Genomic DNA, 14078 nt, shown 5'->3' with positions numbered 1-14078 from the left:
ATTTTACGGTCTTAGCGAAACAAGTACGCCCACCAATTCTCTCATTATACCAAAAAAATCCTGCCAGTATTGCCCCAAAAGTCCAAGATTTAGTGTATAATAGAAGGTACGACATCAAGACACAAGGAGGGCTGCCATGAAACAAATGTTTCTGTCAAAAGCAGGAGAGTTTACCGAACTGGACACCTTTGAGCCAGGGGCTTGGATTAACCTGGTCAACCCCTCCCAGGAGGAGTCGGTCAAACTGGCTCAGGAATTTAACATTGACATCACCGACCTCAGGGCCCCTCTAGACGTGGAAGAGGCTTCTCGTATTGCCATCGAGGACAACTACACCCTGATCATCGTGGATGTGCCGACCCAGGAGGAACGGAACCACAAGAGCTACTATGTGACCATTCCTTTGGGCATCATCGTGACCAAAGACGCTGTCATCACAACCTGTCTGGAACCCTTGACCCTCTTTGATAACTTCTTCAATCGGCGGGTCAAAAATTTCTACACCTACATGAAAACCCGCTTCGTCTTTCAGCTCCTCTACCGCAATGCCGAACTCTTTCTGACCGCCCTGCGGAGCATTGACCGCCAGACGGACCGCATCAGTGCCCATCTGGAACGGGCCACTCGGAACGAGCAGGTTATCGACATGATGGAGCTGGAAAAATCCGTCGTTTACCTGAAAGCTGCCCTCAAACTCAACGAACGAGTGGTCAAAAAGCTCTCAGGCCACAGCAGTAGCCTGAAAAAATACCCTGAGGACGAGGATTTACTGGAAGACACCCTGGTTGAAACCCAGCAGGCCTTGGAGATGGCCGACATCTACGGGACCGTCCTCTCAGCCCTGGCTGAAACGTCTGCTGCCATCATTTCCAACAACCAGAACACCATCATGAAGACCCTGGCCCTCATGACCATTGCCCTGGACATTCCGACCGTGATTTTCTCGGCCTACGGCATGAACGTGGGTGTGCCTCTGGCGGAGTACAGCCAAGCCTTCTGGATTGTTATCGTCCTGGCCGCCCTACTCAGCTTTACCACCATCATCTACTTCATCAAGAACCGGTGGTTCTAGTCACTGCTTGATCTTATCTGGCAAATAGCAGAGCTAATCAGCCTGAACCAGAAGACACTAGCTGTCATCCCAAGCCACTAATCCGCTCAGCTATTGCCCCAAACACCCCTATGAAAAGAAAGGAAACCCATGAAACAATTAGAACAACTCACCAAAAAAAACCAGGACTTTGTCAATATCGCCACCAAGCAACTGATGGCTGACGGCAAGTCGGACAGCGAGATTAAGGCCATTCTGGAAGAGGCCCTGCCTAAGATTTTGGAACGACAGGCAGCGGGCGAAACAGCCCGCCACTTTTTGGGGGCACCGACCGCTTGGGCAGCCAGCTTTAGCCAGCCTGAGCCAACCAAACCGTCAGAACGTCCAACCAACACCAATCCTAAGCTCATGTGGCTGGATATGAGCCTCTTACTTTTGGGAATTTTAGCCTTAATTAATGCCGCGACAACCCTCTTTAGCAAGACACCGACCCCAACCAAGCTGGTTTCCCTGATAACCCTCTGTGCTCTGGGTGGTGTGGCCCTCTATGTCAACTACCACTACATCTACCGCCATATGGGCAAACCAAGGCAACAACGACCTAATCTGCTCAAAAGCCTCCTCATTTTGGGTGCTTCTATGGCAACCTGGGTAACGGTGAGTTCAGCGACAGCCTTGCTCCCTGACAGTGTCAACCCGACCCTGCCACTACCAGTCCTTGTTCTTTTGGCTGCCTTAGCTTTTGCAGGCCGCTACTACCTCAAACTCAAGTACAACGTTCAAAATGCTATGACACCTTTGCGTTAAGCTAAGAACCTATATTCACATCTCAGCATTCACCTGACTGGCTAGTTTTGGCTCACTCTTTGTCACATTTTTTGGTAATACGGGCAGTATTTCTGCAAAAATGTTTCTCGATTGCACCAAAACTAGCCTAGTCAATCAAATACTTCGATTGTGAATACAGGTTCTAAAAGCCATAAAAAACCAGGTTGGCCAAACGGCCAATCTGGTTTTTTAGGTCACAGGACAGCAAATGTGGTCACTAGCAAGGCTACCATGCTACCATGTCTGTCAGAGACTAGATGTCCTCATCACGTTGTTGGGAATGTGCTGCCAGTCCCAGCCCTGCTACCAAACTGCTCACCCCTGCAAGAGAAGTCAATAAGGCTAAGCCATCTCCTGTCTCAGGGAGTTTTGCTGGGCTAGAAGCAGGTCCTGCTTGATCTTGGTCAGGAGCTGAACCGAGCACGGGAGCTTCGACACCTTTAACGGCAAGCACTGGTTTAGGTTCCTCAACCTTGCTGTCAATAAGGGGGGCTTGGATTGACGGTTGAACAAGCGAGCTAGATGTCAGAACAGAGTCAGCAAGAGAGCTAACAGTGTCCCCTTGATCCACTTCAGACACCGAAATTTCCTTTTGAGCTGGTTCATGGCTTACTGTTTCAGCCAGTGTCAAATCAGTGACTTGGTTTTCTAGCTGACCGACTTGTTCAGTCACAGCTGTTAGGTTTTGAGGGCTGGATTCACTTGGGATTTTCTGGTGACCTTCTTGTTCTTCTGACCCCTGAGCCTTGGCTTCTACCAGGGCGGTTTCTAGGGCGGACAGACTGGTTTCTAGGGTTTTAACTTGTTCTGTCACCTGAACCAACTGGGCCTGAAGATGGCTATTTTCAGCTTGAACAGCTGCCACGACTTGTTCAGCCTGCACCCTTTCTGCCTTAATCCTATTGTGTTCAACGGTTAGGGTCGCATGGACCTCTTGGAGTTGGTTTAGTTCCGCCTCCAGTCGGGCCTTGTCTGCAAGAGCTTCATTCAAGGCCTGTTGAACCGTAGACAGTTGAGTGAGAAGGGCTGAATCCTCTCCCTGCTCGGTCCTAAGTTGGGCTTCAAGAGCGGTTATTTCAGCTTGTGCTGCTTGAAGAGCTAGGTCAGCTTCTTGCTTGGCTCTCGTCCGTGTGGCCAACTCTTTTTCTAACGCAAACAGACGGTCTGAAAGGGCGGTTTTTTCAGCTAATAAGGTTGAATGACCGCTCTGCCATTGTCCCAAACGTTCAGCGTAATCCGCCACCATCAGGGTCAGACGCTCTTTGTCAGCCAGGAGGTTAGCGTAGGAGGCTTGGAGCTGGGCCAATCGCTCTTCCAAGCGTCCCTTGTCCGCACGACTCGTCAAGAGGGCGGCTTGAACGTCTGTCAGCTGGTTCAAGAGAGCGGATGAGTCTCCTCCCAGTGCCGCCAGCTGGGCTCTCAGAGAGGCTAATTGAAGCCGTGACGCAGACACCTCTTGCTGGAGACGGGTTTGAGCCAACTCCAGGTCGATGACTTGTGTCGTCGCAATCTCAAGACGACTAGCCAAATCTGTATTTAACAGGGTCAGGCGATTAACTTCTTCTGTCAAACCTGCTCGGCTTGCTTGAGAAACCGCCAAATCTCCCTGGGCTGCTGTCAACTCTGCCATCAGATGAGACTGGGCTTGTCTGAGACGAGCTAATTCATTTTCCAGATAGGTTTTCGCTGAACGTGCCGCTTCTAGAGCCGTTTGAGTGGCTGTCAGTTGATTGAGCAAGCCCGATGAATCACCTCCCAGGGCACCCAGCTGGGCCGTCGCATTCGCTAAACGGTCACGGGCTGTTGCCAGCTGATTGGTCAAATCAGCATTGTCGGCTGTTAAACGCGTCTTGTCACTGGTCAGGGCTGTGATTTGGTTAGCCAAATCAGTTTTCTCACCCGTCAAGCGGTTGATTTGGTCGGTCAGACGGGTCTTATCCGTACGGGCATCAGTCAAGGCCGTTTGGGCAGTCTGAAGCTTCTTGGTCAAGTCAGTCTTGTCACTGGTCAGGGTAGTAACCTGGGTCGCTAAGCTATTTTTCTCAGTAATCGCTGCGTCTCGCTCCGCTCGAGCTGCTTGGAGTTGAGCCAGCAAGTCTTCACCCGTTTGCGGTTGGCGAACCAGACCAGCCAGGGCTTGACGGAGTTGGTTTTCTAAATCATTGACGGTAGCCTGGTTGAATCGACTGGTGTCGGTACCAATTTTTTGCAGAACCCGATCCAGGACCAAAACAGTATTGAGGGTGTAAGGAGTCAGGTCAGCCGGTACGGTTTCCAGCAAGGCCTTGAGCTGGCTATCGTCAACTGGCTTGAGACGGAGGGCTTGGATAGATTTCATCAACTCGTCACGCCAGCCATTGACCACATCTTGTTCATGACGCTGGCGGTTGGTGCCAATCGTGGCTAAGAGAGCCTCCAATGGGGCAACTGTGGCCTCAGTGTAAGAAGTCAAATCCGTCGGAACAGTCGTGAGAGCCTGGTTAAGGGCCGTGTAATCAGCTAGTTGGTGGTCATCTGCTTTAAGGTGACCCATGAGGTTAAACTCGGCTAGTGCTGGACCTGCGGCGTAAAACTCACCCTTGCCGGTGATGCCATGGTAATCCAGACGGGCAGAACGAATGCTGCGGTCGATTGGAATCAAAAATTCTTTCTCAGCCAGAGTGCCAGTGTGGTCACGATAACGGTCAAAGACCACTGTCTCACGGCCGTCAAGCTCGGTCACGGTCACGCTAAATTTGAAGGGAAGACCTGTTTTTTCGAAGGCCAAACGCAGGTGGTCCACCTGGTTCTTGTCTGGAGCTGTCAGGGTCACATGAGCTGGGTAGGCACTGTGTCCCCAGTCCCTAGTCTTCCAGAAGGTCTTGTTATCATTGTCAGTAATGGTAGCAAGAGGGAAGGCTGGGTCAGTATTGGTCTTATTGGTGGTTGGCAGCTGATTCTTGGTCAAATCGTTGAAGGCTTGGCCACTTGGGTAACCCAAGACCTTAAGTTCTGACAGGGCTGGACCAGATTGGCCAAATTGCCCCTGGCCAGTAATGCCCAAAAACTCCACCGTTGCAGCCTTAATGGCACGGCCAATGGTCGCTCCATAACTGCGTTCAGGCAGGGTACCCGTATGGTCACGGTAGGCATCGTGAACCACGGTCTCAGTGCCATCAAGTTCGGTCACCTTGAGGACAAACTTGAAGGGACGTCCCGCTGATTCAAAGACCGCCTCAACCCGCTCCACATGGGCCCCAGGATTGACAGGCACGCTAACCTTAGCTGGGTAAGCGGCATTCCCCCAGTCCGTGGTTTTCCAGAGATTACCAGTATTGCCATCAGTCACATTGGTCAGGGGAGAACCTGGGTCGGTATTGGTCTTGCTGGTCGTCGCCTGAGTTCCCTTAACCAGATTGGTCAACTCCTCGGTGACTGGATGGCCCATGATGGCGATGTCATTGATTTTGACAGGATTATTGGCGAAATCCCTAGAAGAGACTTTCAATCGCACCTTGCTGGCCAGGACTTGGGTTGGGAAGCTTTCATTGGCCTCCAGCTGACGCCCACGCACCTGGTTGAGGACCTGCCAAGACTGGCTGGCAGGGTCATAAAAATCAATGTCCACATCATAAGGAAACTGGGTAGCCAATTGCGGTAGGGCCAGATTAATGCTGTCCAGGCGATAGAGCCCTTCCAAATCCACCTCGACCAGGTGACTGCCGTCACCTTTTGGCTGCCAAGAATAGTCCGCCAGGCCGTCACTGAGGAAGGATGGCTGACCAGCTGTGCTGGTAGAAGGCGTAGTGAATGGTCTGCCCAAGGCCAAATTAGTGTTTTCAATCAAGGCGTTGCTGTCCAGCTTTTTACGAACAGCGGTATAGGAATGATTGGCCAGAACAGACCTAGCAAGATTACCCAAACTAGCCACATCTGGCTGGCTGGCAAATTGCTTGTCATCAATGGATTTAAGGTTGGTCCAACGTGACTCCCAGAGGTACCAGTTGCTCTCTGCCTTCTGGTCTTCTGGTCGCTTGGCCTGGCCAGACAATTCAGCCTGGCGGTTGCGAATCCAGATTTCCCAGCGTTTCTTGTAGAAGTCAGCCGTCAAACCAGACCACTTGCGGTTGGAATAGTCCTTAAGCGAACCTGATTTTTCTGTTCCCCAAGTGGTGATGATGGTTCTGGCATTGGCCTCAAAGAGGTCGCTGGTCCAGTCATCGGTTCCCGGTAACATCTTGCGGGCCGTGTTGATCCAATTGCCCAGCATGAATTTCTGGGTGGCTCCGGCCAGCTGGTCGCTAAGGTCGATGGCCTTTAGAAACTCGTTGGCGTAGCGGTTGAAACGGTCCAAATCACGCTCGTTCTTAGCGGCCACCATCTGGTCATAGTATTCCTTGGCCCCGTTGCTGAGAACTTGAGCTGCAACTTCGGCCACGTCGTAGCGGTAGGCTTCTGAGTCCTTGAACTGGTCATAGCTAGCCAAGAGGAGTTTGAGAGCCTGATCCAGTTTTTCCTTGTCGTAGAGAATATCGCTGTGACCCCAGGTTGAGGCGGCCTTAAAGCGGTCTGTCGGACGGGCATTGATAACCGACTCAGGAGCTCCCTGATAGTAGCGGCCCTTGTCTCGGTAGGCCGTCTCCAGCAACAGCTTCCAGGCCTCTTTGACATTGGTGCTGTCGCCACCTGCCCGACGCTCGGCGTATTTATTCAACCAATCGTTGATGTTAATCGGGTCCTTAGACCAGTTGGTGTCAAAGAGCAGGCTGTAAACTGCTGGGCTATTTTCCAGGGCCTCGGCCGTCAAGCCAATCCCCACCATGTGCTGGCGTTGCTTGCTCATGGTGAGGGGGTCAACGGCCACCTTGGTCAGGTTGCCGTCAGCCCCCATGCGACCACCGAAGTTGTGGAGCACGTTGTAAACCCAAGGGGTGCCGTTCTGCTCAAAGAGGCCGTGTTCGTGCCGCATGTCCGTCTGCAAATCAAGAGCCAGGAGCTTGGTCTTATCCAACTCTCGCATGCGACGGGCGTCCAGGTTACCCTGCCATTGCTGGAGCACCCAGATGGCCTGCGGGTCCTTGGCCAACATCTTGTCCTGAACGGTCTTGTAAATCTTGGTGATGTCTAGTTTGCCGGCATTGCCCCCTTCATGGAAGGGATCGGTCGAGTAATAATGAGACACGTCACCAAAGATGGCCTTCTGCTTGTCATAGAAGACATCCGCCACTCGGGAGAAATAATCCTGCTTACCAGCCTGGCGTTCGGCATCGTCCAGGTAGGTCTTGAGAATGGCCGGCCGCACAAAGCTTGGCCAATGGTCCTTAGGTGACAGGACCGCACCTGGATTTTTACGGGCAAAGTCCACAGGCACCTGACCTGAAAAGGCCTGAATGACTGGTTTGATGCCATAGGTCTGCATGCGGTCATGAATGCGACGGCCCAGCTCCACCCGTTGGGCAAACCAGTTGTCTGGCAGCGGCCCGCCAATGCTGTACAGGTTCTGCATGTAGAACCAGGCGTAGTAGGCTGGCCCAGGAATGTAGTCCTTGATTTCCTGGTCGGTGTAGTTAAATTCCCTTAGGGTCTGACGGAGCACCTCTTCCTGGCCCACAATGTCCAGCATGAGGTTGATGCCATTCATGGCTGACCAGTCCAAGAACTTCTCGTACTCGTCCCAGTTCCAGAAGGCCATGGTGTAAGAGTAGGTCGTGTAGTTGAGGGCATAACGGTGGTCAAAATTCGCCTCTTTTTTCACCGGTGCCTCAACAGGCACCACCGCTTCAAACTTAGTGTTGGAGGCAAAGACAGGATCATAGTCCACCTGGCCGTAATTTTTCAGGTAGTAGTTAAAACCAGAAGCCAGGGCAATCCCGTTGTTGCCTCGGATAACAATGCCCTGATCCGCTCGGTTATCAATCTCAAAGGTATCCTTGTCCCCTGTCGTTTCCGTGAGTTCAAAGGTGAACTTGTCCGTCCATTCCCGACCGATAACCCGACCAACCAGAGCGGATAGCTCTTCCTTGACCTTGGTATCGGCGTAGGCCTTATCCGTTTCAAACTGGTCCCACTTGGTCTTCCAGTCGCTAGTTTCCCAGTCTTCAACGGTAATCGGTGCCTTTTCTGGAACCTGGTTAGTGACCTTACGGCCCCTGATGTCCAGCTCGGCCAAATTGGTCACAAACTTATTGGAGTTATAGGCCATGTTAAATCGCAGGTAGGCCGCCCGCACCCCACCCAGCTGGTAACTATCCCCCTGGGCCGTGGCTGGGGACTCGTCCATCTTGGCCGCCACCCGAGTATAGTCCGTCCCGTTCTCCGACACGTAGATGTAGTAGTTGTTAAAGGAGCCATCCACCTTGTTCTTGAGGGTGATGCTGGACAGTTCATAGGTCCCATCCAGGGTCAGGTCCACCACCCGGTTGTGGTCCTCCATGCCCTCATAGGTGTGGGCCACGCTCGGCACAGACTCCCAGGCCGTGGCTGGGTTGCCGTCCAGGATGTTAGCGGTTGAGCTACCTGGTCCAGTCTTGGCCGTGATTTGGCTGACCCCAACCTTGACCTCCTGGCCCGTCGCCTGCGACGCCATCAGTTCCCGCGGCTGGTGCTCAGTCACCACATCAGCATTCTGCCCCTCGCTCGGTTTAACCACTTCGTCTGCTTCTTTTTCGGGTGAAATAGGCTGACGCTCCGTCTGTTGACCACCCTCAGATAGACCCGTTGGCGTCTCCCCTGCTATTTCCATTGGGTTTTCCGTCAAAACAGGGACAAGCTCACCGTCGATAACAGGTTTTACAACCTCATCTGCCGCCACCTGATTAGCACTTAATATACTCAACCCAATTAAGGCCGAACAAACCCCAACAGACAATTTCCGAATGCCGTACTTGCCTTGCTGTTCATGCAAAGGTTTCATAGAACCCTCCTTATGTTTCCGTTTTCAATATATACTTATAGAATACCGAAAAATCATCTAAAAATCAAGACCCCAGGAATAGGATAAGTAGTAAAATTTAGTAAACTTTTCCCCCAGACAAGGTTCAAAAAACCGTAAACGAAAAATGCCCTCGATAACCGATGACAATTGCTACTCTATAATGTACTCAATCCCCCAAAAAACTGAAACAGCTAAAAACATCTACCATAACCAAGTAGTAGCCAAGGTTTTCATTGTAATCGCCTCACCCTTTTTCATTCGGTCTAAAGTATTAGCAGACATCTCTTACTTATAGATGAGCTCATCTCTTCCTCCCCCAAAAATAAGAAAACCCCATGATTTTCAGCCGAAAATCATGGGCTCTTCTTTTAATCCAACAATTTCTGTAATTCCTGGGCCAGGAGCTGCTGAGCCACTTGTGGGTTGGCTTGACCTTTTGAAGCTTTCATGAGGAAGCCTGTAAAGGCCTTGTCGGCATTGCGGCGACCTGACTTGAAGTCGGCCACGGCTTTTTCTTCCTGCTCGAAGATTTGGTGGATGAGCGGAATCAGGACCGCTGGGTCAGAAATCTGCACCAGACCAGCTTTTTCAACGTAGTCCTTGGCTGAACCACCGTTTTTAGCCAAATGGGTCATGACCTTCTTGGCGATTTTAGAGGAAATGGTACCGTCAGCAATCAAGCCAATCATCTCAATCAAGTTTTCTGGGGTCAGTTTCAGTTTATCCAGGGTGGTCTGTTCCGTGTTGAGGTACTGGGCAACGTCACTTTGGAGCCAGTTGGACACTTGCTTGGCATCTCCACCCAGAGCCACAGCCTTTTCAAAGAAATCTGAGGTAAACTTGGTCGCTGTCAATTGACCAGCATCGTATGGGGTCAGACCCAGTTCGTCCACATAGCGGGCACGGCGAGCTTTAGGAAACTCTGGCAATTCTTCTCGCACCGCCTCAATCCAGCTGTCGTCAATCTCAAAGAGTGGCAAATCTGGCTCTGGGAAGTAACGGTAATCAGCGGAGCCTTCTTTGACCCGCATCAGGATGGTCTCCCCAGTCGCCTCATCATAACGACGGGTTTCCTGACGGATTTCCCCACCAGAACGCAGGATTTTAGCCTGACGCTCCACCTCGTACTGGAGGCCCTTGCGGACGTAGTTAAAGGAGTTGAGGTTTTTCAGCTCGGCCTTGGTGCCGAACTTTTCCTGGCCATAAGGACGCAGGGAAATGTTGGCATCCACCCGCATGGAACCCTCCTCCATCTTAACGTCAGAAATGCCCGTGTACTGGATGATTTCCTTGAGGGCAGTCAGGTAGGCGTAGGCTTCCTCTGGGCTACGCATATCAGCTTCCGACACAATCTCAATCAAAGGAACCCCCTGGCGGTTGAGGTCAACGTAGGAATAACCGTCCGTGCCGTGGGTGTTTTTGCCCGCATCCTCTTCCAAATGAGCCCGCTCAATGCGAATTTTCTTGGTCGAGCCATCTTCCAGCTCAATCTCAATCCAGCCATTGTAACCAATGGGCTCATCAAACTGGGAAATCTGATAGGCCTTGGGGTTGTCAGGATAGAAATAGTTCTTGCGGTCAAAATGCATGGACTTGTGAATGGCCATGTTGAGGGCCAGAGCGGCCTTGATGCCCGAATCAATAACCCCCTTGTTAATCACCGGCAAGACACCTGGGAAGGACCAGTCAATGATGTTGGTGTTGGCATTTGGGTTTTCCCCAAAATGGGCTGACGCTGGCGAGAAAATTTTGGAATTAGTATTCAACTCCACGTGGACTTCCAGTCCAATAATGGTTTCAAAGTTCATTAGTTGGCACCTCCGAAAATCACAGGTTTCTTGGTGTGGTGGTCAGTCGTTGCTTCAAAGGCTGCAGCCGCTTGGTAGATGACCTCCTCAGCGTATTTCGGCCCAATCAACTGCAGGCCGACTGGCAAACCGTCCACAAAACCTGCTGGAATAGAAATGGCTGGCAGACCCGCCAGGTTAACAGGAATGGTCAAGAGGTCAGCCAGGTACATGGCCACAGGGTCATGGTTCTGCGTGCCCAAACCATAGGCCACATCTGGTGCCGTTGGCCCCAAAATCAGGTCGTAATCTGCAAAAACCTGCTCAAAGTCACGGATAATCAAGGTCCGCACCTGAGCCGCTTTCTTGAAGTAGGCATCGTAGTAACCAGACGACAGGCTGAAGGTTCCCAGCATGATGCGGCGTTTCACTTCCTCACCGAAGCCCTCGCTCCGCGTTTTCACGTAAACATCTTCTAGATTGTCAAAGTCAGACGTGCGGTAGCCGTAGCGAATCCCGTCAAAGCGTTGCAGGTTAGACGAGGCCTCCGACGAAGCGATGATGTAGTAAACCGCCACCCCGTACTTGCTGTGGGGCAGGCTGACTTCCTCGATGATAGCTCCCAGGCTCTCCAGGTGCTTGGCTGCCTCAAGGATTTTCTCCTTAACAGCAGGGGCAATCCCCTCACCCATATACTCCTTAGGCAAAGCGATTTTCATCCCCTTGATGTCATGGCCGATTTTTGCGGTGAAATCGCCGAGCTCCCTAGCTGATGAGGTGGAGTCACGCTTGTCATGGCTAGCCAAGACATTGAGCAACTGGGCATTTTCCTTAACCGTTGGTGAAAATGGTCCAATCTGGTCAAAAGATGATCCGAAGGCAATCAGACCAAAACGAGACACCCGACCGTAGGTCGGTTTCATGCCGACAATCCCGTTAAAGGCCGCTGGCTGGCGGATAGAGCCACCCGTGTCAGAGCCCAGGGACAGGCGAACCTGACCAGAGGCAACAGCAGTCGCCGAACCACCCGAAGAACCGCCAGCCACTTTTGACTGGTCCCAGGCATTTTTAGTTAGCTTGAAGGCCGAGTTCTCGTTGGAACCACCCATGGCAAACTCATCCATGTTGGTCTTACCAACAATAATCATGTCCTTGGCATGGAGATTTTCCACAACGGTTGCATCGAAGATTGGCTCGTAGTTTTCCAGCATCTTAGAAGCTGCTGTTGTCACCAAGCCCTTGGTCGAAATGTTGTCCTTAACCGCTACGGGAATAGCTGCCATGACATTGTCCGCATCAATACCAGCCTCATCCAGCTGGCGCGCCTTTTCCAGAGCCGCTTCTTGGTTGAGGGTCAGGAAGGACCCCACCGCCTCTTCACGAGCCGCCAGGTCTGCAAAGGTGCTTTCGGTCAATTCAACCGCAGACAGCTCTTTCTTAACCAGCAGGTCATGGAGCTGGTCAATGGTTTTGTCACGCAAGGTCATTAGGCATCTCCTCCCTCTAGCATGGCTGGTACCTTGATGAGGTTATTCTCATGGCTAGGCACGTTTTTGAACAAATATGCACGGTCATCACCAGCAAGGGCGACATCTTCTCTCATGACGTTGATGCGATCGGCCATAGTGGTCGTGGCTGGCACCCCAGTCGTATCCACCTCAGCCAGCAACTCAACCATATCCACAATCTTGCTCAAAGTCGTTGCAAAAGCGGTGGTCTCCGTGTCCGTAAAGGCCAGCTTGGACAGCTTGGCCACATGACGCACATCTGCTTCAGAAATTTTCATCACATTCCTCCATTTTGTCTGTCCCTTCATTATAGCATATTTTTAGGAGAAATAGCAGAGCTGGGCAACAAGAAAATTTCAGCTTTCCTAAACCAATCTGCTATGATGCAAAAAAACAACCCCAGCCCCCAGTAAAACCACAACCACAGCCGGCCATCTCAATACTTTCCCCCTATCCTCCTCACTATAGCACTAGAATCCTTATCGCACGAAAAGGGGTAGAACGAGAACGAAGATAGTCGAACAAACCTCATACAGATCCTGAGTTTGAGAAAAAATATCAAATTCTTTGACAGCGTTATCAAAAAAATATATAATAAACTTAGAAAGGAGGGATGGTAATGCTGACATTCAATCAATCACGGTATAAAAACGGAGATTTCAAAACTCCTTGCTTAAATAGCCAGATAAAAATGGCGTCCCGATATTCACTTTGTAAAAGGAGAAATATCATGAAAAAACGTATTACTATTTGTCTCTTTTTTAGCTATTGTATTTGCACTCCTAGGTCAGTCTCCTGTTAAAGCTGATACCACAATTAATTTTAGTGAGCTATCCTATACTTTAGATAATTATTCCGAATCAGAAGTAGCTGTTTCTTATACCACCGTTGGTTTCACAGAAATCGCCACAATCACAGATAAGAATAGTGGAGAAATCCTAGAAGAAATTTCCTTCACCCCTGATTTAACAAGGGGGCCAATCGCTCATATGAACCTTACTCGAGACACCTATATTGGCCGTCACCTTGTTCGCCTCGTCGTCAATGTTGTAGTTGAACGATTTGGTTCTTTCAGGCAAATCAATGCCGTAAATAGTTACTACCTCACTCTCATGGATCCTGTATCAAATGTTTCCATTGAGCACCAGCAAATTAATCTATGGCCAACTTCCAGCCCAACAACGACCTTAACCTACAATGCTACCGTAACCTTATTGGCTACTATCAATTATAGCGTCGGTATAAGTCTTGGACCAGAGGGGTTCCAATTTAGCGGTAACGCAGGAGACACCTATTATTATAGGAGATACTTTGATTTTTCAGCTAGTATTCATATCTAGCTTTTTCTCGGAGGTGCTTATGAAAAAACAACTCAATACCATTCTGATTAGTCTAGCGATTATCATTGGAGCAGTTATCATCGCACAGGCTATTAAAGTGGCTGGTGAGATGATTACGGATGCCATTTTCATGCTACTGTCCCAATAACACGGAGGTGCCTTATGAAACCTTATAAACACCTCATTCGTCTGGTCGTGTGTGTGCTGTTTCTACTCACGCCCTCCACTCAAGCAACCACCGTTTCAACACCCGGTCTCAAAAACGTCATGGGTTTGGGACAAGTCCATAAGGAGGGCCCAACCGAACTTCGAGTATCCTTGGCCACAATGGTGTATCAACACGGTTCTTTTCGTCAAATCAGTTCTATCCACGGAGGAAGCGTTTATCTGATCAAGGGAGTCCGCAACTGTAATACTATATTATCAAATAGAAGGCTGACAATTTCGACAGACCCCAGCACCCCTACCAATCAGATTACTTATCATTTTTCTGGAAAAATACTCGTCAAAGTGCCTAAATCACTTGAAAAATCACTTGAACAAGAGTTAGCACATTCTAATTTTACTCGATATAAAGCTAGTGGAACAGTTGTTTACTACATAAAATATTTCGACCAACCTGGTCAATACATCATGAAATAATCAAAGGCT

The 14078-nt window shown here is 50.4% G+C and carries 8 protein-coding genes; 4 read left to right on the top strand and 4 right to left on the bottom strand.

Going from position 1 to position 14078, the window contains the following annotated elements:
* Positions 1-136: 136 nt before the first annotated feature.
* Together AC3ARB_RS03285 and AC3ARB_RS03280 are read left to right on the top strand one after the other, a co-directional pair.
* Positions 137-1072 (top strand): magnesium transporter CorA family protein, encoded by a 936-nt coding sequence (locus AC3ARB_RS03285; protein WP_488321139.1) that lies wholly within the window; start codon positions 137-139, stop codon positions 1070-1072.
* Between the two features lie 129 nt (positions 1073-1201).
* Complete coding sequence (locus tag AC3ARB_RS03280; RefSeq protein WP_488321138.1) at positions 1202-1858, top strand: DUF1129 domain-containing protein; 657 nt, start codon at positions 1202-1204, stop codon at positions 1856-1858.
* 274 nt (positions 1859-2132) lie between these two features.
* On the opposite strand, the gene AC3ARB_RS03275 is transcribed toward AC3ARB_RS03280, so the two are convergent.
* From AC3ARB_RS03275 to gatC, 4 genes are all read right to left on the bottom strand, one after another.
* Complete coding sequence (locus tag AC3ARB_RS03275; RefSeq protein WP_488321137.1) at positions 2133-8771, bottom strand: alpha-N-acetylglucosaminidase TIM-barrel domain-containing protein; 6639 nt, start codon at positions 8769-8771, stop codon at positions 2133-2135.
* 389 nt (positions 8772-9160) lie between these two features.
* The gene (gene gatB, locus AC3ARB_RS03270; protein ID WP_488321136.1) at positions 9161-10600 is read right to left on the bottom strand and encodes an Asp-tRNA(Asn)/Glu-tRNA(Gln) amidotransferase subunit GatB; all 1440 of its coding nucleotides are present in this window, start codon (positions 10598-10600) and stop codon (positions 9161-9163) included.
* A complete protein-coding gene (gene gatA / locus AC3ARB_RS03265) occupies positions 10600-12066 on the bottom strand; it encodes an Asp-tRNA(Asn)/Glu-tRNA(Gln) amidotransferase subunit GatA (protein ID WP_488321135.1) in 1467 nt (488 codons plus the stop codon). Before gatA ends, gatB begins: the two co-directional genes overlap by 1 nt.
* Positions 12066-12365 carry an Asp-tRNA(Asn)/Glu-tRNA(Gln) amidotransferase subunit GatC gene (gatC, locus tag AC3ARB_RS03260; RefSeq protein ID WP_488321134.1) on the bottom strand — a complete coding sequence of 100 codons (300 nt, stop codon included), beginning with the start codon at positions 12363-12365 and terminating at the stop codon, positions 12066-12068. The genes gatA and gatC overlap by 1 nt, the downstream gene beginning before the upstream one ends.
* 1081 nt (positions 12366-13446) lie before the next feature.
* Between gatC and AC3ARB_RS03255 the strand changes: the two genes are divergently transcribed.
* Together AC3ARB_RS03255 and AC3ARB_RS03250 are read left to right on the top strand one after the other, a co-directional pair.
* Positions 13447-13575, top strand: a complete 129-nt coding sequence (locus AC3ARB_RS03255; RefSeq protein ID WP_488321133.1) for a hypothetical protein — start codon at positions 13447-13449, stop codon at positions 13573-13575.
* A 14-nt stretch (positions 13576-13589) separates the two neighbouring features.
* Positions 13590-14069, top strand: coding sequence for a hypothetical protein (locus AC3ARB_RS03250; RefSeq protein WP_488321132.1), 480 nt, complete (start codon positions 13590-13592; stop codon positions 14067-14069).
* The last annotated feature ends 9 nt before the right edge of the window (positions 14070-14078 follow it).

Source organism: Streptococcus sp. ZY171113 (assembly GCF_057748235.1).
This window is presented reverse-complemented; position numbering and strand designations above follow the sequence as displayed.

What these genes read in the sequence shown, in the direction of transcription:
- AC3ARB_RS03280 (WP_488321138.1), top strand. Translation starts at nt 1,202, where the DNA reads ATGAAACAATTAGAACAACTCACCAAAAAAAACCAGGACTTTGTCAAT.
- gatC (WP_488321134.1), bottom strand. Translation starts at nt 12,365, where the DNA reads ATGAAAATTTCTGAAGCAGATGTGCGTCATGTGGCCAAGCTGTCCAAG.
- AC3ARB_RS03285 (WP_488321139.1), top strand. Translation starts at nt 137, where the DNA reads ATGAAACAAATGTTTCTGTCAAAAGCAGGAGAGTTTACCGAACTGGAC.
- AC3ARB_RS03255 (WP_488321133.1), top strand. Translation starts at nt 13,447, where the DNA reads ATGAAAAAACAACTCAATACCATTCTGATTAGTCTAGCGATTATCATT.
- AC3ARB_RS03250 (WP_488321132.1), top strand. Translation starts at nt 13,590, where the DNA reads ATGAAACCTTATAAACACCTCATTCGTCTGGTCGTGTGTGTGCTGTTT.
- gatB (WP_488321136.1), bottom strand. Translation starts at nt 10,600, where the DNA reads ATGAACTTTGAAACCATTATTGGACTGGAAGTCCACGTGGAGTTGAAT.
- gatA (WP_488321135.1), bottom strand. Translation starts at nt 12,066, where the DNA reads ATGACCTTGCGTGACAAAACCATTGACCAGCTCCATGACCTGCTGGTT.
- AC3ARB_RS03275 (WP_488321137.1), bottom strand. Translation starts at nt 8,771, where the DNA reads ATGAAACCTTTGCATGAACAGCAAGGCAAGTACGGCATTCGGAAATTG.